The organism is Micromonospora salmantinae, assembly GCF_022230905.1.
Classification (GTDB): domain Bacteria; phylum Actinomycetota; class Actinomycetes; order Mycobacteriales; family Micromonosporaceae; genus Micromonospora; species Micromonospora salmantinae.
In genome coordinates, this window is sequence record NZ_JAKKFG010000023.1 from 38,392 (window position 1) to 55,366 (window position 16,975).

Below are 16,975 nucleotides of genomic sequence, written 5' to 3' on the forward strand. Positions count from 1 at the left end.
TCAACAGTGTCGCGCCGTCGACGCGGGGTACCTTCCGACGTCACATCGATGCACTGCCCGACTGGTGAACCCGTTCCGGAGAGCTATCCTCCCTCGTGCCACCGGTAAGGTCACCGGCTCCACGTCCGACAGGGAGGGGAAGCAGTGGTGAACCCGCCGCTCGATCACCACGCTCCCACCGTCAGGAAGCCCCTGCTCTCGACGTCATTCACCCTCGCCGACTCAACCGCGTCCGACACGAGGTCGAGGCCGTCAGTCGCCGGTGCGGCCTCGACCACGACGAGATCGAAAAATGGGTCATCGCAGTCAACGAACTGATGATCAACGTGATTCGGCACGGGGGCGGCGCCGGCGGGCTACGTCTGCTTCTGGACGGCCAGCTCGTCTGTGAAGTCACTGACCAGGGGCGCGGGTTCAACACCGCTCGCTACGTTCCGCGCACCGAGCGACCGCCCCTGTCCGATACAGGAGGAATGGGCCTGTGGGTGGTCGGGCGCATGGCCGTCTACCTCCTTGTCGACAGCGGACCCGCAGGCACCACCATCCGCATCGCGGCACGCACCCGCGGCACTCTCGGATAGCCGGGGTCGCTCGGCCGGATCGTCAGATCACTGGTTCCCGTGGTTGCCCTCCCAGTGGCCACCTCCGGGCGGAGTGTCGGTCTGGATGGCGAACCGGTTGCCGTCGAGGTCGTTCTCCACGACGCGGCAGTTGACGCAGTTACCCCGATCGGTGATCAGGATTCCGTGGGTCTGCGTGTGGGACTTGGTGTCGCGGATCAGGTTGCCCCGGATGGTGACCGAGTCGGCGGCGGCATTGATCATGATGCCGGCTCGTCTGGTGGGAGCGGCCGGCAGTTCGTACGGTGTGCCGGGCGGCGGTGTGTCGGCGCTCCAACTGTTGGCGCTGCCGGGGCGGATCGGGGTGAGGGTGAGGGTGGTGGCGTCGTTGGCGGCCACGACGGCGTACCGGTGGCTGACACGGAGCACCTTGCCGCGGTGGCCGTCGGCAGGCCAGCTCGCATGCTGGTCAACCAGCGTGTTCTGGCTGTAGCGAACCGATTCGCCGCCCCCCTCGGCGGCGTCGGCACACTGGCGGCCGTTGTTACGGATCCGGTTGTTGATGATGACAGCGTCGGTCAGTGGGCGGTCGAAGCGGATACCGTCGAGACTGTTGCCCCAGATGTCGTTGCTCTCGATGACGATCTCCTCGGCGGCGGCCTGGTCGCCGTCGCCGAGGTCCTGGTGGTGGTAGCCGTAGCGGCCGTTTCCAGTGATCCGGTTGCCCCGCACCGTGTAGGGGCCGGCGGTGTTACCGATGCTGACACCGTCGCGAAGGTTACCGTCCAGGACGCAGTCGGTGAGCAGGCCGCCCTTGCCCGGGATGCCGGTGGTGCCCTTCGCCGAGACCTGGAAGCCAGCCTCGAGATTTCCGGTCATCGTGCATCCGGTGACGATGAGACCGTCGGCGCCCCAGTCGGAGATGCCGAACCGGTTGGCCTCGGCGTGGCAGGCGACGATCCTGATCCCCCGGGGCTGGGGTCGATCGGGGTGCTGCATCTCCAGGAAGATGCCGTTGGTCGCGTTGCCGACCGTGACGCAGTTGGCGATGGTCAGCCGCTCCATCGCCCCCCATCCGCCGATGCCGACACCGATGCCCGCGCCGCCCATCTCCATGCCGTTGTCGATCCGGCCGCATTCGAGCACCCGGACCGCCTGGATCAGGGTGTCCTGGAGGAAGTCGCAGCCGAAGCCGGTGGCTGCCGTGTGGTGGATGAACAGGTTTCGGAACAGGCCGCCGGTCACGTACTGCAACCCGAGCCCCTTGGAAAGGGGGTCGTACGCCGGCTGCGCCACCCCCGACCCGTCGATCTCGAAGTCCGCGAAGGTGCAGTAGGCAAGGTGACGGTCCGGACTCGCCCCGTGCAACTGCGCGGTGTAGAACGCCAGGGGTACCGCCTGGGACCGGTTGCCCTCGTTGCTCAGGACGAACCGGGTGGCGCCGGGCCCGGCGCCCATCAGCGACACGCCGCTGCGCCAAACGGTGGCGGCGTCGCGGATGGCGTACACCCCGGGCGGGCAGTAGATCACCCGCGCTCGCCCGTCCGCGGCGAACGCGTCGCCCAGTTGATCGACGAGCGCGGCGAGCGCGGGCTGGTCGTTGGTCGTACCGTTGCCGGTCAGGCCGTGATCCTGAGCGTTGCAGAGCAGCGGGGCCCCGGCCACGGGGTACTGACGTACTCCCGGGCTGGCCGGGGTCATCTGGCTCGGCACCGAAAAATCTCCCCTCGTGACCCCCGGCGGGCGACCGGTCCCTCAGCCTCGATCCGGCCTGGGATGCGCGAGTTGGCCTGCTCCGACGGTACGGCGATCCACGCCGCCCGACGGGTCAATCGCCGTGAACACCCACAGATCATCACCGACGGCCTGTGGACCTAACCGACATCCCGCTTGCTGACATGGTGCTCCCGCTGTCCACCGACCGCCTCCCTGCCGTACGAGACGCGCACGTCGGTCACGGCGAACCGGCTGCGGGGCAGCGTGGGGATTCGGCGCAGCGAGATCGTCAGGTCCTGCTCGGGCACCGTGTAGTCCAGCCGTGCCAACCAGCCGGCGAAGGCCGCGAGCAGGGCCACCGTGACGTCCTCACCCGGGCAGCGGTGCCCGGTGCTCGGATCGGCCCCGCCCTGGGGGATGAGTTCGTACGGATCGGGAGTGCGCCCGACGAATCGCTGGGGGTCGAAGCGGTACGGGTCGGGCCACAGCCCCGGGTCGTGGTTCTGACCGTATATGTCGAGCAGGACGAGCGACCCGACGGGAACGTGCTGGCCCTGCCAGGTCAGGTCGGTCACCGCTCGGCCACCGACGAACGGGGCGAACGGATAGAAGCGGCGCACCTCGTGGGCGAAGGCGACCGCATAGCCGGTGTCGTCGGCGCGCAACTGGTCGCGGTGTTCGGGCCAGCGGTGCAGCGCGTGTGCCGTGAACGCCACGAACCAGGACACCGCGACGGTGGGACGGATGATGTTGAGCAACTCGACAGCGGCGAGCTTGGCGTCCGCCAGTTGACCGTCTCGGTGGCGGTGCCCGGCGACCGCTTCCAGTGCCGATCCGGCAGGTGCGGTGATCGCGTTAACGCGGACCTGCTGGACGAGCCCGGCCAGCCAGTTCTCCCGCCGCCCACGGGCGCGCCGTGCCCGCCAGTGTCGCGGGCCGAGCGTGGCGAAGCCGTCGACCAGGGCGGTCAGGTCGCGGGCCACGGGCCCGACAGCGGCGTCGCCGAGTGGGATTCCGGCCCAGCGGCAGACGCCCTTGGTGATCGCGTGGCTCGCCTCGTCGAAGAGCACCACCGGTCGCCCGTCACCGCTCGTCGCGATCGCCTCGTTCCAGGCCGCGCCCACCTGGTCGACCAGGGCGGCAACGCCACTCGGATCGGTGAGCAGGGACAGGAACATCGCCTTGCGGTGACGATGGTCCGCACCGTCGAGGGTGTGCACAGCCTGGTGACCGAACAACGTCCCCTGTACCGGCTCCGGGATGGCCGCGTGCCGGCACACGTGCCGTTCGTCGTAGAAGAACCGCACCGCCTCGGGTCCGCGGAGCGCCAGTGCGCGCTGACCCAGCACCCGGATCCGCGCGCTGGATGCGCCTTCACGTCTCAACAACCCGGGCAGCCAGGCGTAGCCGTTGAGGATCGCCCCGAGGGTGTCGTCCAGATGTGGTCCGCGCTGGTCGGTCATGAACGGGCAGTGCCCACAACGCCCGGCGCGAAACCCGCCTGGCCGACCCGAACGACAGTGTGAGCAGGAACCCGCGACGTCGGCGGCGGGCGAGGTTCGGGGCAGCGGTGTCCATCGCGGCAAGTGGCTCGTCCCAGGTCCATCGTGGAGGTTGAGCGGGTGTAGCGTCGCCGCATGACGGTGCTGCAGGAGTTTGTCGCCGCTCTCGCCAGCGGCCGGATCCAGGTTGTCGACCTCACCGCTCCGCTCTCGGACCAGACCCCGATCCTCGGTCTGCCCGAGCAGTTCGGCCAGACCTGGCCGTTTCAGCTCAGCGAGATCAGCCGGTACGACGACCGTGGCCCGGCCTGGTACTGGAACAACTTCTCCACCGGCGAGCACACCGGCACCCACTTCGACGCGCCGGTGCACTGGGTCACCGGTCAGCAGGGTGCCGACGTGTCGCAGGTTCCGGTGAGCCAGTTGATCGCGCCGGCGGTGGTGATCGACCACGCTGCCGACGCCGCCGACAACAGTGACTTCCTGCTCGAGGTCGAGCACGTCAAGGCGTGGGAGGCGGAACACGGCGCCCTGCCCAGCGGTGGCTGGCTGCTCTACCGCACCGGCTGGGACGCGTACGGCGACGACCCGGAGCGGTACGCCAACGCCGGCCGCACCCCGGGCATCTCGGCGGAGTGCGCCCGCTGGCTGGCGGAGGAGTCGCCGATCCAGGGCGTCGGAGTGGAGACGGTCGGGACCGACGCTGGTGCCGCGCACTCGTTCGACCCGCCGTTCCCGTGCCACTCGTATCTGCTCGGCCAGGACAAGTACGGCCTGACCCAGCTCCGTAACCTGGCGCAGTTGCCGGCGACCGGCGCGGTGGTGATCGCCGGGCCGCTGCCTATCGTCTCCGGGTCCGGCAGCCCGTGTCGGGTCCTCGCCCTGGTCGAACGGTAGGCCGAGCCACCGATGCGGGTAGCCGAGGTGGTCGGGCGGGTCCTGTACGGACACGGCGCGCGGCACGTCTTCGGGGTGGTCGGCAGTGGCAACTTCCATGTCACGAACGCGCTCGTCGCGGCCGGCGCCCGGTTCGTGGCGGCAGCCCACGAGGGCGGCGCGGCGAGCATGGCCGACGGGTACGCCCGTACCGCCGGGACGGTGGGGCTGCTCTCGGTGCACCAGGGCCCAGGTATCACCAACGCGTTGACCGGGCTCACCGAGGCGGCGAAGAGCCGTACCCCGATGGTGGTACTGGCCCCGGAGGCGACCGCGCCGGTGTCGAACTTCTTCATCGACCTGCCGGCGCTCGCCGCCGCGGTCGGGGCCGACTTCCACCGGGTACGCGCGACGCACGCGGCTGAGGACACCGGCGCGGCGTACCGGGCCGCCGCCCGGGGCGCGACTGTGGTGCTGGGCCTGCCGTTGGACGTGCAGCAAGCCGTGACCGAACCGTGGTCCGGCCCGGTCCCTGCGGCCGAGCCGACCCCCGTCACCGCCCCGCAGGTCGTGCCGTTGCTGGCCGCGCTCCAGGCCGCCCGTCGACCGGTCTTCATCGGCGGTCGGGGCGCCCGGTCGGCCCGGGAACCGCTGACCCGGCTCGCCGACGCGTGCGGCGCGCTGCTCGCGGTCTCGGCCGCGGCGAAGGGGCTGTTCGCCGGCAACCCGTGGAACCTCGACGTGGCCGGTGGCTTCGCCACCCCGCTCGCCGCCGAGCTGATCGGCAGGGCGGACCTGGTCGTGGCGTGGGGCAGCACGCTGAACATGTGGACCACCCGGCACGGCGAACTGATCCCGCCCTCCGCCGTCGTCGTCCAGGTCGACAGCGACCCGGCCGCGTTCGGGGTGAACCGCCCGGTCGACCTGACCGTGGCCGGCGAGGTGACGGCGGTCGCCGAGGCGGTGCTCGCGCGGCTGGGCGTCGGCTCCACCGGGGCCGGGGACGCCACCACCGGCGGGTGGCGTACGCCGGAACTGGCCCGACACATTCGCGACCACGGTCGGTGGCGGACCGTTCCCTACCAGGATGAGGGCGGCGGCGCCCCGGCGACGATCGACCCGAGGACGCTCTCGGCCGCCCTGGACGACCTGCTGCCGGCCGACCGGACGGTGGTGGTCGACTCCGGCAACTTCATGGGCTACCCGTCGATGTGGCTCGACGTTCCGGACGTGGCTGGATTCTGCTTCACCCAGGCGTTCCAGTCGGTCGGGCTCGGTCTGGCCAGTGCGCTCGGCGCGGCGGTCGCCCGGCCGGACCGGCTCACCGTCGCCGCGGTCGGCGACGGTGGCTTCGTCATGTCCGCGACCGAACTGGTCACCGCCGTCCGGCTGGCGCAACCCCTGCTCGTGGTGATCTACGACGACGCGGCGTACGGGGCCGAGGTGCACCACTTCGGCCCGGACGGGCATCCGTTGGAGACCGTCACCTTCCCCGAGACCGACCTGGCCGCGATCGCCAGTGGTTACGGCTGCGACGGATTGACCGTCCGGACCGTCGACGATCTTGGACCGGTACGCCGCTGGCTCGCTGGTCCCCGTACCCGGCCGTTGGTGATCGACGCCAAGGTCTGCGCCGCGCGCGGCTCGTGGTGGTTGGAGGAGGCGTTCCGTGGTCACTGAGCCACCGCCGCCGTGCCCAAGGCCAGGCCAGACCCGGCGCTCCGGGCGTCAGCCGGGGCAACGCCCGGTCAGGTCGGTGACAGGGTGTCATAGCTGACGTACGTTGGCGCGGTGGCCACTCTTTGGACCTTGGGATGCGATGCCGACGATCCCCAGCGGATCGCTGCCTTCTGGGCGTTGGCCCTCGGCTACGTCAAGGAGCCCGGTTTCGATGAGCCCGACAACGCGTCCATCATCGATCCGGACGGCAGGGGTCCTGCCATCAGTTTCCTCAAGGTCCCCGAGGGCAAATCCGCCAAGAACCGTATGCACATCGACATCCGGGTGGCCGATCCAGGCTCCGGGGACATGGCCGAGCGCGCCCGGTTGATCCGGCAGAAGGTGCCCGATCTGGTTGCCGCCGGCGCGACTGTGGTCCGCGAGGAGTGGTACGGCGATGTCCTCGGCCACGTCGTCATGCTCGACCCCGAGGGAAACGAGTTCTGCGTCGCTTGAGGCCAGGATCAGGGCCGCACCCGCATGTGGCCGCCGGCCGGCTTCTCGACCGGCGGCCGCGGGATGCCCGCCGCTGCAGCGGCTGTGGCATCGTCGCCATTTTTCCCCGTGCCGGGCGAATTAAGCGCGGGCGAGCCGCCGTCGACTACTGACCGGCGGTTTCAGCGGTGCGCTCCACCGATGCTTGGGCGACCTCGCGGACGGTGCGGTTGGTGTCGTGCGCCATCCTCGTCAGGTCGGCGAAGGCCCGCTCGGGGGTGCAGCGCCGGTCGCCCATGACGATCCCCTTGGCCTGTTCGATGATGGCTTCGCTGTCCATGGCGGCGCTCACGTGTTGCGAGAGGGTCGCCTGGGCGTCGTTGAGGTGGTCGTTGGCCATGGCGAGAGTGCCCCGCACCTTAGAAAGGGCACTTCACCGGTGCCCTCGACAGGGCCGGCGTGCGTAGGTCGCTGCAGGCCCCCGCTCAGGGGAGTCCTAGACCTACGCCGCTTCTTGACGATGGTTCGGTCGACGTTGAAGGCGTCGACCACAGACCCCGAGCGTACGCGCCCTCGGCAGCCGCCGCCGATCGTCGCGAGGGGCGCCACGCCATTACTGCGGGACGTGGATGACGGCCGACGCTCCGCTACGGGTAGGCTGGAGATCTGTGGCACGGCGCCTTCGATGGGCGTCGTCGAGACCAGCGTCAAGAAGCGGCGCGGATCCCGGACTCCGCCCGCGGAGTCCTGCAGCGATCCGCGCCCCCACCCCAGGCACCTGCTGGTGGTACGCGCCCTCGTTAAGGACGCTTTGATGACGCACGTCGAACCCATGGACCCGCACGAGGCGTTCGCCGAGCTCGGCCGCATCCGACTCGCCGACGTTGACATCGACACCCTGCTGGACAAGATCGCGCAGCTGGCCAAGCGCACGATCCCCGGGGCCAGCGAGGTCAGTGTCACCCTGCTGCACGACAACAAGCCGCAGACCGCCGCGTTCACCGGCGCCCTCGCCCTCGCCCTCGACGAGAAGCAGTACGAACGTGGCTACGGCCCATGCCTGCAGGCCGCTGAAAGCACCTCCAGCCTGATCGTGCCGGACACCGGCAGCGAGCAGCGGTGGCCCGGCTGGGCCGAGACCGCCGCCCAGGCCGGCGCGCACAGCTCCCTGTCGGTCGGGCTGCCGGTGCACGAGCACGTCACCGGCGCGCTGAACATCTACGCCACCACACCGAACGCCTTCGACGACGACGCGATCGCTATCGCTCAGACGTTCGCCGGGTTCGCCGCCGTCGGCCTGGCCAACGCCCACCTGTACGAAACCCAGGCCACCCTGGCCGGGCACATGCAGAAGGCGATGGAGAACCGCGCCGTCATCGAGCAGGCCAAAGGCATCATCATGGGCGAGCGTCGTTGCACCCCCGAGCAGGCCTTCGCCATCCTGAGCAAGCTGTCGCAGGACAGCAACCGCAAGGTGCGCGACGTCGCCTCGGCGGTGGTCGAGAACGCACGCCGCCCACAGCGGTAGCACCGGCGAGATCGTTTGCTGGTGGACCCGGAGGGTAGGGGGAATCCATGACTACGCCCGAGCAGAGTCAGCAGGAGAGAGCCCTCGAGACCGGCGCGGTGTACCAGGACGCCGAGGGGCGCCGGACGACGGATCCCGGGTCCGGGGCTGCGCACGCCGACAGCGAGGCCGACCGCAACGCGGAGCACCTGAGGCGGGGAGAGGTCGGGCCGCGCATCCCGGAGGAGTAGCGGGCCGGGGTGTGTGGGAACCACCCCGGGGTAGCGGTAGGGGGAGAGCGAAACCCCCGAGGAGGACGAGATGACCGATCCCAGGTACGTACCGGTCGGACTGGCCGACGCCGGACGGCTGATCGACGACGAGGGCGCGGGCGCCGGTCCCGCCGGGGAGATCGTCGGCGCGGACGACGCGAAGGCGGACGCCGCCCGGACGGGTGCCGACGTGGACCTGTCCCACGCGGCCCGCGACGGCGACGGCACCCCGACCGGCGCGGCGGACGCCGAAGCCGACCGTGACAGAGCCGCCGGCGGCGAGTGACCCGACGAGGCGCCAGTTGGCCCGCCCCGCCGCCTCTCGGCGGCGGGGCGGCTCGCGTTCCAGACCTGTCAACCGGGCCCGCACCGGCCCCCGGCGACAGGTCAGCGGCGGGCGAGTTCCGGGGCGGCGGTGTCCAGGGGAACGGCGGCGTCGGGCACCAGGCCGAGTTGCACGCTCGGCCGAGATCCGATCGCGGCGAAGAGCCAGTCGGCGGCGGTGCGGGCGCGGTTGGCGGGCAGGGACAGCAGGTGGTAGCCGCGCGCCACGGCGCGGGCCGGCAGCCCGGACAGGGGTACGTGCAGCGGGTTCGCGGTGGCCTGCCACCCGCCGAGGTCCACCACGAAACCCAGGTCGCGATGCCGGTACGGGCGGCGTCGGCCGACGCCGTAGGAGGCGGCGATGTTGTCGGCGGCCAGCCGGCCCTGCCGCACGGCGTGCTGGGCGGTCATCGGGGTGATCTCACCGGGTCGGGCCGGGTCGGGTACGGCGGCGGCGTCGCCACAGGCCAGGATCTCCGGGTGGCCGGGCACCGTCAGGTACTCGTCGACGGTGACCCGTCCGCGGGTCGTCGGCAGCCCGGTGGCCTCGACGAGTGGGTCGGGCCGTACCCCGACGCACCACACGAGGGTCCGGGACGGCAGGAAACGGCCGTCGGAGAGTTGAACCCCGTCGGCGGTGGCCTCGGTGACCGATGTGCCCAGGCACACCTCGATCCCGCGCTCGCGCAGCACCCGCTCGGCTGCCCGCGACATCCGGGCGGCGAGGCCGGGTAGGACCCGGTCGGCGGTGTCCAGCAGTAACCAGCGTGGACGGATCCCGTCCAGCCGCGGGTGGTGGCGGACGATCTCGTCGGTGAACAGTTGCCCCTGAGCGGCGACCTCGGTGCCGGTGTAGCCGGCGCCGACCACGACGAAGGTGCAGCGTGCCGCCCGTTCGGTCGGGTCGTCGGTGGCGTCGGCCAGTTCGATCTGCTGGATCAGCCGCTCCCGCAGGTACACCGCTTCGGGGATGCCGCGGAAGCCGTGCGCGTGGTCGGCGACTCCGGGGATCGGTAGCAGTTTGTTGACGCTGCCGGCGGCCAGGACGAGGCGGTGGTACGACAACCGGCTGGTGCGTCCTTCCGGGTCCACGTAGGAGAGGGTCCGCCCGTCGACGTCGATGCCGTCGACCTCGCCGAGGACCACTCGTACCCCGGGCAGGGTGTCGGCCAGCGAAACGGTGACCCGGCGCGGGTCGAGCACGCCGCCGGAGACCTCCGGCAGTAGCGGCAGATACAGGAAGTAGTCGGTCGGGTTGACAAGCACCACGTCGGCGGCGCCGCGCGAGACGCGGGCCAGCCGACGCGCGGCGTGGAAGCCGGCGAATCCCGCGCCGACGATGACGATCCTGGGTCGGGCCATGGCGGTTCCCCTCAACGGTCGACTGTCGTTCCTCGTCTCGTTCAGGTGGTAACCCCACGCTGGAGGCGGAAACGTCCGAATCCTGGAACCGGGTGCCGGCTGGCGCCGTTTGCGCCTCCCGTCGTCGGGAAGGCGGCTCTCGCTTGCCGGCACCCCCTTGCCTGTCGCTCAGCTCATGGTGGCCAACAGGTCCCGGCAGGCCCGCTCGCACGCCCGGCACGCCTCGGCGCAGACCCGGCAGTGTTCGTGCTTGTCGGCGTGAGCGGCACACTCGTCCCCACACGACTTGCAGGCGGTGGCGCACGCCTCCAGCAGGCTGCGGCTGATGTTGGCGTCGTAGCCGGTGTGTCGGGACAGCACCCGAGCGGTCGTGGTGCAGATGTCGGCGCAGTCCAGGTCCGTGCGGATGCACTTGGTCAGCTCGGCGACCATGTCCTCGCTCAGGCAGGCGTCCGCGCACGCGGTGCAGGCCTGGGCGCAGTCGTTGAGCGTGTCGATCGCCGCCGCCAGCTTCGCGCGGTCCAGGTTGATCGATTTGGGGTACGTCTCCAGCATCTTCATTGTGGTGCTCGGCATCAGGAATTCCTCTCTCTCGGTTCCTGATGCCCTACCCCAAAAGCCCCGGGACACACCGGGTGGACGTCGGCGGCCGACCGGAGGACCAGCGGACCGAAGCGGCCGCCTGCCCCGGTCGGCGCCGTCAGTCGGCGACGACGAGCGCCTGGGGCGCGGCGGCCTTCATCCGGGTACGCAGCCACTTGAGCTGGATCGCCGTTTCTCCCTCGCAGCGTCGTACAACAGCGAGCAGTTCTTCGTCGCGGGCACCGTAGGCGGCCTGGCCGACGACCGTCCAGGTGATGTCGCACTCGGCGGCCATCAGGTAGAGGTCCTGGAGGTCCCGCAGGACGCCGATGCCGCCGGTGCGGGTGCCGGTGAACAGTTGCGAGTGCAGCCGGTCGGGTTCGTCGGGGGCGTCCTCGGAGTAGCGGACCACGAACGGGTGCAACTGCTCGGCGTGCGCGTCGCAGCGCTTCGCCTGCTGCTGGCAGAGGTGCTCGACGTCGGGTTCCTCGGCGTGCGCCTCGGCGACCTGCCGGAACGCGTCGGCGAGGTTGACCTGCGCGCGGTGCAGGAGACCGAGGTAGTGGGCGAGGTGCACGGCTCACTCCTTCCCGCTGGTGGCCTCGGCCGCCGGCCCACCAACGGTGGGCGGCACGTCAGCGCCCGCTGGTGGTGCGCTGCCGCCGACGGTCGGCGCCGGCGAGGGTACGCCCCGCCCGTCGGCGAGTTTCGTCACCGCGACGGCGGCGACCTTGAACAGGGGCTGCTTGGACACCGGGTCCCAGGCCGTGATGGTCAGCTCGTTCGCCGCCCGAGGGGTGCGGGCGGCGGGGTCCTGGTCGAAGTAGCCGTAGTGGAACGGCAGGAAGACCACGCCGGGGCGGATGCCGCAGAGCCGGGCGCGGGCCTGGATGGCGCCGCGCGTCGAGGAGACGCCGACCAGGTCGCCCTCGGCGATGCCGAACCGGGCCGCGTCGGCGGGGTTGAGCTCGACCCACACGTCCGGTGCCGCCTGGTTGAGTTGCGGGGCCCGGCCGGTCTTGGTGCGGGTGTGGAACTGGTAGACGGTGCGACCGGTGGTCAGGAGCAGCGGATGCTCGTCGTCGGGCACCTCAGGTGAGGGTTGGTAGTCGACGGTGTGCAGGAACGCCCGCCCGTGCGGTTCCTTGGCCCGGTATTCCGCCTCGGTGAACTCCGCGCCGGTGGCCAGGTCATGACCGTACGTCTCGCAGTAGTCGGGGTCGGTGTGGAAATGTCCGTCGGTGTAGAGGCGCTCCGTGCCGTCGGGATGCTCGTCGGTGCAGGGCCACTGGATGCCCGAGCCGCCGCGCAGCTTCTCGTAGGTGATGCCGGTGTAGTCGCACGGCCGGCCCCGCGAACACTCCTTCCACGCCTCGAACACCTCCTCCGGCCCGCTCCAGTCGATCAGCGGCTGGCCGTCGCGGTCGCGGAAGTCCATCCGGCGGGCGTAGTCGAGGAAGATGTCCAGGTCCGGGCGGGCCTCCCCGGGCGGGTCGACGGCCTTGTCGGAGATGTGCACGGTCCGGTCGACGCTGGTGAACGTGCCGGTCTTCTCGCCCCAGGTGGCGGCGGGCAGCACGACATCGGCCAGCTCAGCGGTCTCGGTGAGGAAGAGGTCCTGGACCACCACGAACAGCTCCGGCCGGGTCAGGATCTGCCGGATCCGGTGCAGCTCCGGCAGTGAGACGGCCGGGTTGGTGGCGGAGATCCAGAGCAGTTTGATCGAGCCCTGCTCGGCGTACCGGAAGATCTGCATGGCGTGCGTCGGCGGCGCCCAGTGCGGAATGGTGTCCACCTCCACGTTCCACAGCCGGGCCAACTCCTCGACGTGCCGCTCGTTGTCCCAGTTGCGCAGGCCGGGCAGGTCGCCGTCGGCGCCGGTCTCCCGGTTGTTCTGGGCGGTGGGCTGGCCATTCATCTGGTAGATCCCGGCGCCGGGCCGGCCGATCATGGCGCGGATCAGGTGCAGGTTGTTGACGGCGCAGGCGGCGGCGGTGGCCTGGTTCGACTGGTAGAAGCCCTGCAACACGGTCGACAGCAACCGCTGCGAGGTGCCGAGCAGTTCGGCGGCGCGCTCCACGTCGGCGGCCGGCACGTCGCAGATGTCGGCTACCCGCGACGGCGGGTAGCCGTCGACAATCCGGCACAACTCCTCGAAACCCAGTGTGTGTGCGTCGACGTAGTCGTTGTCGTACCAGCCCTGCCGGATGATCTCCCGGAGCAGGCCGTTCATCAGGGCAACGTTCGTGCCGTTACGCACCGCCAGGTGCAGATCGGCCTCCCGGGCGACCGGGGTGGCGCGCGGGTCCACCGCCAGCATCGCCGGGGGGTTGGGGCCACGGCGTCGGTCCAGCATCCGCATCCACAGCACCGTCTGCGTCTCGGCGACGTTGTGACCCCACAGCGCGATGGCGTCGCAGTGGTCGACGTCGGTGTACGAGCCGGGCTGCCCGTCGGTGCCGAAGCTCGCCTTCATCGACGCCGCCGCGGTGGCCGTGCAGAGCCGGGTGTTGCCGTCCATGTGCGGCGTGCCCAGACCGGCCTTACCGATCACACCGAGCGTGTAGTACTCCTCCAGGAACAGTTGCCCGCTGGTGTAGAAGCCGAAGTGCCCCCACCCACCGGGCCCGTCGAGGAGGTCCTTCGACCGGGCCACGATCCGGCCCATCGCCGTGTCCCAGTCCGTCTCCACCAGGCGGCCGCCGTCGCGGACCAGCGGTCGGGTCAACCGGTCCGGGCTGTGGTTGGCCTGCCAGCCGTACAGGTCCTTCGGGTCGACCCGACCCCGGTTGATCCGGTCCACAACCCGCCCGCGCACCCCGACGATCCGCCCGTCGGCGACCGCGATGTCCAGCGCGTCGCCGTTGGAGTGCAGCACCGACGCCGACTGCACCCACCGGTCCACGTCGGCATCGGTCCGGCCGTCGGCCAGGTACCGGTCCACCCGCACCGGCCACTGCTGTCCCGGCCCGTACGGGGTCCGCTCACCCCACGGGTCGGCGATCCGGTCCACCACGATGTCCTCCTTCCGGTGACGGCGCGGACGCCGCCCACAGCGGCATCGGCCGGCCCGACACCCGTCCGTACAGCCAGTCGACGACCGTGACCAGCACCACAGCGCCGGCCGCGACGAGTAACTGGGTCGGGGTACGGAGCAGGCCCAGGCTCACGATCAGTGTCGTCGCGCCCGCCGGGGCGTGCGACGCCTTCAACAACACCAGCACCGACGCGGTGACCGCCAGCGACCCGGCCACCGCCACGATCCTCAACCAGGTCACCCCCTCCTGGAGCGCCGAGGGTTCGTCGGCAAGCCCGCAGACCACCAGGAACAGGTACCCGGCCAACAGGGCCACCCCGTGCCCGATGAACGTGTTGCGCGGCGAGGACTCCGGCGACGCCGGCTTCTCCACGTGCAACATCACCGCCGGCCCCAGACTGGGGAACAGCCACGGCTGGTGGGTGACGAGGGCGACCAGCCCGGCGAGCAACACCGCCAGTGCGCCGCCGGCGAAGGCGTGCGCGGAGCGCCCCGCTCGGCCCATCACCTTCCCCCTGTCGCTCGTGCCGCTCCGCGCTTGCTCGGGAACACTTCTCCCGAACCTTGTTCGTCATGGCTGCCCGGCGTCACAGCGGATCGTCGAAGCCTTCGGTGGCCCGTTCGCGGCGCAGGTGCGCCAGCGCCCGCCGGCCCAGGTCGGTGTCCTCCCGACCGAGCGCCTCGTACATGGTGGCGACCTTCTCGTAGCGCTGCGCGGGCGGAAGCAGCGGGATCGCCGGGTCCACGATCGCCTCGATCAGCGTGGGCCGGTCCGCCGACAGGGCCTCGTCCCAGGCCTTGTCGACCTCGGTCGGGCTGGTGACCCGGACGCCGCGCAGGCCCAACAACTCGGCCCACCGGGCGTACGGCGCGTCGGGCAGGCGCTGGGAGTCGACGAAGCGGGGATCGCCCTCCATCTCCCGCTGTTCCCAGCTCACCTCGGCCAGGTCGCGGTTGTGCAGCACCAGCACCACGAACCGGGGGTCCGCCCAGTCGCGCCAGCGGTGCGCGACGGTCAGCAACTCGGCCAGCCCGTTCATCTGCATCGCCCCGTCCCCGGCGAGTGCCACCACGGGTCGGTGCGGGGTGGCGAGTTTCGCGGCCAGCCCGTACGGCAGCGCCGAGCCCATCGACGCCAGGGTGCTGGACAGGTGCGCGTCCACACCGACGGGCAGCCGCAGGTGCCGGGCGTACCAGTAGGTCACCGACCCGACATCCACCGCCACCTGTGCGTCTGCGGGTAGCCGGTCGGTGAGGGCGTGCAGGACGTACTGCGGGTTCACCGGCTCGGAGGTGGCGGTCGCCCGTTGCCGGGCGATGTCCCGCCAGCGGGTCACCTCGCCCTCGACGCGCTGACGCCAACTCCGATCTGGCCGGGCGGTGAGCAGCGGCAGCAGCGCCCGGATGGTCTCGGCGGCGTCGCCGAGCAGCGGCACCTCCACTGGGTAGCGCATCCCCAGGCGTCGACCGTCGATGTCGATCTGCACCGCCCGCGCCTGCCCCGGTGTCGGGTAGAACTCCGACCAGGGATCGTTGCTGCCGACGATCAGCAGGGTGTCGCACCCGTTCATCAGCATGCTGCTGGCGGTGCTGCCCAGGTGGCCCATCACGCCGGTGTGAAAGGGCAGCGCCTCGTCCAGCACCGGCTTGCCCAGCAGCGACGCCGTCACGCCGGCGCCGAGGGCCTCGGCCAGCTCGACCACCTCGCCGGCGGCGGCTCGGGCACCCTGCCCCACCAGGATCGCCACCCGCTCGCCGGCGTCGAGCACGTCCGCGGCTGCCCGCAGATCACCGGCGCGGGGTCGCAGCTCGGGCACCGGCAACCCGGGGTTGGTCACCATGATCCCGTGCTCGTGCGCGCCGAGGTCCGGGGCCGGGGCGGTCTGCACGTCGTGCGGCAGGATCACACAGGTCGGGCTGCGGGTCGCCAGGGCGGCGCGGATCGCCCGGTCGAGCAGCATGGGCAGCTGCTCCGGGGTGTACGCGGTCTGCACGAACTGTGCGCACACATCGCCGTAGAGGCGTACCAGGTCGATCTCCTGCTGGTAGCCGCTACCGAGAACGGACGTCACCTGCTGGCCGACCAGGGCGAGCACCGGCTGGGAGTCCAGCCGGGCGTCGTAGAGGCCGTTGAGCAGATGTACCGCGCCCGGTCCCTGGGTCGACAGGCACACCCCCAGCCCGCCGGTGTACTTGGCGTGCCCGCAGGCCATGAACGCCGCCGTCTCCTCGTGCCGGGCCTGCACGAACTCCGGCCGACCGGCCCGACGCAGCGCCCCCATCACCCCATCGATACCGTCCCCGGAGTAGCCGAAGACCCGGTCCACGCCCCAGTCGGCCAACCGGGCCACCACCAGGTCCGCCACCGTCGCGTCCGCCACCGTCGCCTCCTCGCCTGGACCGCCCTCCAGCATGTGGCCCTACCCTCAGCCCGGCAGACCGAACCGGACGAGGGGCACCTCTTCGGGGATTCTCGCCAGCACTGCCGGATCGATGCTTGCCCACGGCTCGAATGGTGTGGGCGGCGAAATCGTGGGTAGGGTGGTCCGCGGGTCAAGACATGCGCCCAGGTCCGCCTCCCGCGCCTCGTCGCCGCGGCAGGGTCCGACTCACCGATGCAGCAGATCGGGAGGCGTCATGTCCATCCTCGAACAACCCACCCGGCAGCACGCTCAGCCCACCAAACCGATCATGACGCTCGACCTGCGCAATGATCGGCATGCGCCACTGATCGCCGTTTCCGGCGAGGTCGACATGAGCACCGCTCATCTCATCAGTGAGCTGGCCGAACACGTGATCACCAGGCGACCCGCACGTCTGGTGCTCGACCTCTCCGAGGTGACGTTCTTCAGCGCCCACGGCATCAGCGCCCTGCTGCGTATACAGCGCGCGGCGGAGTCTGCCGAGGTCACGTTGGCTCTGCGCGCCGCCGCCTCATGCGTCAGCTACCTGCTGGCAGTGACCAGCGCCGGGATAAACCTGGATATCCCGGCGGCCAACGCGAGTCGGTTATCCCATTCTCGATTGGGGAGCGTCGATCGGGGGGAGTAGCCCTACATGAGGGGTGCAGGCGCTGCGGTGGG

17 protein-coding genes are annotated in these 16,975 nt (G+C 70.8%); 8 read left to right on the top strand and 9 right to left on the bottom strand.

The genetic code is table 11. The features are described 5' to 3' along the window. The first annotated feature begins 95 nt into the window (after positions 1–95). Positions 96–581, top strand: coding sequence for an ATP-binding protein (locus tag PSH03_RS33060; RefSeq protein WP_372494798.1), 486 nt, complete (start codon positions 96–98; stop codon positions 579–581). A gap of 27 nt (positions 582–608) precedes the next feature. Here PSH03_RS33060 and PSH03_RS18500 read toward each other — a convergent pair whose 3' ends face one another. Both PSH03_RS18500 and PSH03_RS18505 read right to left on the bottom strand, forming a co-directional pair. After that, positions 609–2,261, bottom strand: coding sequence for a right-handed parallel beta-helix repeat-containing protein (locus tag PSH03_RS18500; RefSeq protein WP_238690121.1), 1,653 nt, complete (start codon positions 2,259–2,261; stop codon positions 609–611). Between the two features lie 173 nt (positions 2,262–2,434). Continuing rightward, positions 2,435–3,739, bottom strand: coding sequence for a cytochrome P450 (locus tag PSH03_RS18505; RefSeq protein ID WP_238689890.1), 1,305 nt, complete (start codon positions 3,737–3,739; stop codon positions 2,435–2,437). A 174-nt stretch (positions 3,740–3,913) separates the two neighbouring features. Here PSH03_RS18505 and PSH03_RS18510 point away from each other — a divergent pair, with 174 nt between their 5' ends. From PSH03_RS18510 to PSH03_RS18520, 3 genes are all read left to right on the top strand, one after another. Beyond that, positions 3,914–4,675 (top strand): cyclase family protein, encoded by a 762-nt coding sequence (locus tag PSH03_RS18510; RefSeq protein ID WP_238689891.1) that lies wholly within the window; start codon positions 3,914–3,916, stop codon positions 4,673–4,675. A 12-nt stretch (positions 4,676–4,687) separates the two neighbouring features. After that, positions 4,688–6,334 carry a thiamine pyrophosphate-binding protein gene (locus PSH03_RS18515; RefSeq protein WP_238689892.1) on the top strand — a complete coding sequence of 549 codons (1,647 nt, stop codon included), beginning with the start codon at positions 4,688–4,690 and terminating at the stop codon, positions 6,332–6,334. A 111-nt stretch (positions 6,335–6,445) separates the two neighbouring features. Beyond that, entirely contained in the window at positions 6,446–6,829 is a 384-nt protein-coding gene (locus PSH03_RS18520) for a VOC family protein (RefSeq protein ID WP_238689893.1), read from the top strand. Between the two features lie 145 nt (positions 6,830–6,974). Here the strand turns inward: PSH03_RS18520 and PSH03_RS18525 are convergent, their stop codons facing one another. Beyond that, the gene (locus tag PSH03_RS18525) at positions 6,975–7,208 is read right to left on the bottom strand and encodes an ANTAR domain-containing protein (RefSeq protein WP_238689894.1); all 234 of its coding nucleotides are present in this window, start codon (positions 7,206–7,208) and stop codon (positions 6,975–6,977) included. Between the two features lie 414 nt (positions 7,209–7,622). On the opposite strand from PSH03_RS18525, the gene PSH03_RS18530 reads away from it, so the two are divergent. The 3 genes from PSH03_RS18530 (at position 7,623) to PSH03_RS18540 (ending at position 8,873) form a co-directional block, all read left to right on the top strand. Continuing rightward, positions 7,623–8,336 (top strand): GAF and ANTAR domain-containing protein, encoded by a 714-nt coding sequence (locus tag PSH03_RS18530; protein WP_238689895.1) that lies wholly within the window; start codon positions 7,623–7,625, stop codon positions 8,334–8,336. A 47-nt stretch (positions 8,337–8,383) separates the two neighbouring features. Beyond that, positions 8,384–8,566 carry a ribonuclease gene (locus PSH03_RS18535; RefSeq protein WP_210783706.1) on the top strand — a complete coding sequence of 61 codons (183 nt, stop codon included), beginning with the start codon at positions 8,384–8,386 and terminating at the stop codon, positions 8,564–8,566. A gap of 70 nt (positions 8,567–8,636) precedes the next feature. Then, complete coding sequence (locus tag PSH03_RS18540) at positions 8,637–8,873, top strand: hypothetical protein (protein ID WP_210783704.1); 237 nt, start codon at positions 8,637–8,639, stop codon at positions 8,871–8,873. A 101-nt stretch (positions 8,874–8,974) separates the two neighbouring features. Here PSH03_RS18540 and PSH03_RS18545 read toward each other — a convergent pair whose 3' ends face one another. From PSH03_RS18545 to PSH03_RS18570, 6 genes are all read right to left on the bottom strand, one after another. Continuing rightward, entirely contained in the window at positions 8,975–10,273 is a 1,299-nt protein-coding gene (locus PSH03_RS18545) for an NAD(P)/FAD-dependent oxidoreductase (RefSeq protein ID WP_210783702.1), read from the bottom strand. Between the two features lie 168 nt (positions 10,274–10,441). Next, complete coding sequence (locus tag PSH03_RS18550; protein ID WP_210783700.1) at positions 10,442–10,849, bottom strand: four-helix bundle copper-binding protein; 408 nt, start codon at positions 10,847–10,849, stop codon at positions 10,442–10,444. Positions 10,850–10,973: 124 nt separating this feature from the next. Beyond that, positions 10,974–11,432, bottom strand: a complete 459-nt coding sequence (locus PSH03_RS18555) for a hypothetical protein (protein ID WP_210783699.1) — start codon at positions 11,430–11,432, stop codon at positions 10,974–10,976. A 3-nt stretch (positions 11,433–11,435) separates the two neighbouring features. Continuing rightward, entirely contained in the window at positions 11,436–13,871 is a 2,436-nt protein-coding gene (locus PSH03_RS18560) for a molybdopterin oxidoreductase family protein (RefSeq protein WP_210783697.1), read from the bottom strand. Then, positions 13,840–14,397: an HPP family protein gene (locus tag PSH03_RS18565; protein ID WP_210783695.1), complete on the bottom strand. Its 558-nt coding sequence runs from the start codon at positions 14,395–14,397 to the stop codon at positions 13,840–13,842. The genes PSH03_RS18560 and PSH03_RS18565 overlap by 32 nt, the downstream gene beginning before the upstream one ends. Positions 14,398–14,479: 82 nt before the next feature. Further along, a complete protein-coding gene (locus tag PSH03_RS18570; protein WP_305076090.1) occupies positions 14,480–16,306 on the bottom strand; it encodes a thiamine pyrophosphate-requiring protein in 1,827 nt (608 codons plus the stop codon). A 223-nt stretch (positions 16,307–16,529) separates the two neighbouring features. Between PSH03_RS18570 and PSH03_RS18575 the strand changes: the two genes are divergently transcribed. Next, the gene (locus tag PSH03_RS18575) at positions 16,530–16,943 is read left to right on the top strand and encodes an STAS domain-containing protein (RefSeq protein ID WP_210783691.1); all 414 of its coding nucleotides are present in this window, start codon (positions 16,530–16,532) and stop codon (positions 16,941–16,943) included. Positions 16,944–16,975 lie beyond the last annotated feature (32 nt).

Bases quoted from the DNA above. Each gene is read 5' to 3' on its own strand.
- PSH03_RS18510 (WP_238689891.1), top strand. From the start codon at position 3,914: ATGACGGTGCTGCAGGAGTTTGTCGCCGCTCTCGCCAGCGGCCGGATC.
- PSH03_RS18525 (WP_238689894.1), bottom strand. From the start codon at position 7,208: ATGGCCAACGACCACCTCAACGACGCCCAGGCGACCCTCTCGCAACAC.
- PSH03_RS18565 (WP_210783695.1), bottom strand. From the start codon at position 14,397: ATGGGCCGAGCGGGGCGCTCCGCGCACGCCTTCGCCGGCGGCGCACTG.
- PSH03_RS18530 (WP_238689895.1), top strand. From the start codon at position 7,623: ATGACGCACGTCGAACCCATGGACCCGCACGAGGCGTTCGCCGAGCTC.
- PSH03_RS18505 (WP_238689890.1), bottom strand. From the start codon at position 3,739: ATGACCGACCAGCGCGGACCACATCTGGACGACACCCTCGGGGCGATC.
- PSH03_RS18535 (WP_210783706.1), top strand. From the start codon at position 8,384: ATGACTACGCCCGAGCAGAGTCAGCAGGAGAGAGCCCTCGAGACCGGC.
- PSH03_RS18500 (WP_238690121.1), bottom strand. From the start codon at position 2,261: ATGACCCCGGCCAGCCCGGGAGTACGTCAGTACCCCGTGGCCGGGGCC.
- PSH03_RS18540 (WP_210783704.1), top strand. From the start codon at position 8,637: ATGACCGATCCCAGGTACGTACCGGTCGGACTGGCCGACGCCGGACGG.
- PSH03_RS18545 (WP_210783702.1), bottom strand. From the start codon at position 10,273: ATGGCCCGACCCAGGATCGTCATCGTCGGCGCGGGATTCGCCGGCTTC.
- PSH03_RS18570 (WP_305076090.1), bottom strand. From the start codon at position 16,306: ATGCTGGAGGGCGGTCCAGGCGAGGAGGCGACGGTGGCGGACGCGACG.
- PSH03_RS18575 (WP_210783691.1), top strand. From the start codon at position 16,530: ATGTCCATCCTCGAACAACCCACCCGGCAGCACGCTCAGCCCACCAAA.
- PSH03_RS18550 (WP_210783700.1), bottom strand. From the start codon at position 10,849: ATGCCGAGCACCACAATGAAGATGCTGGAGACGTACCCCAAATCGATC.
- PSH03_RS18515 (WP_238689892.1), top strand. From the start codon at position 4,688: ATGCGGGTAGCCGAGGTGGTCGGGCGGGTCCTGTACGGACACGGCGCG.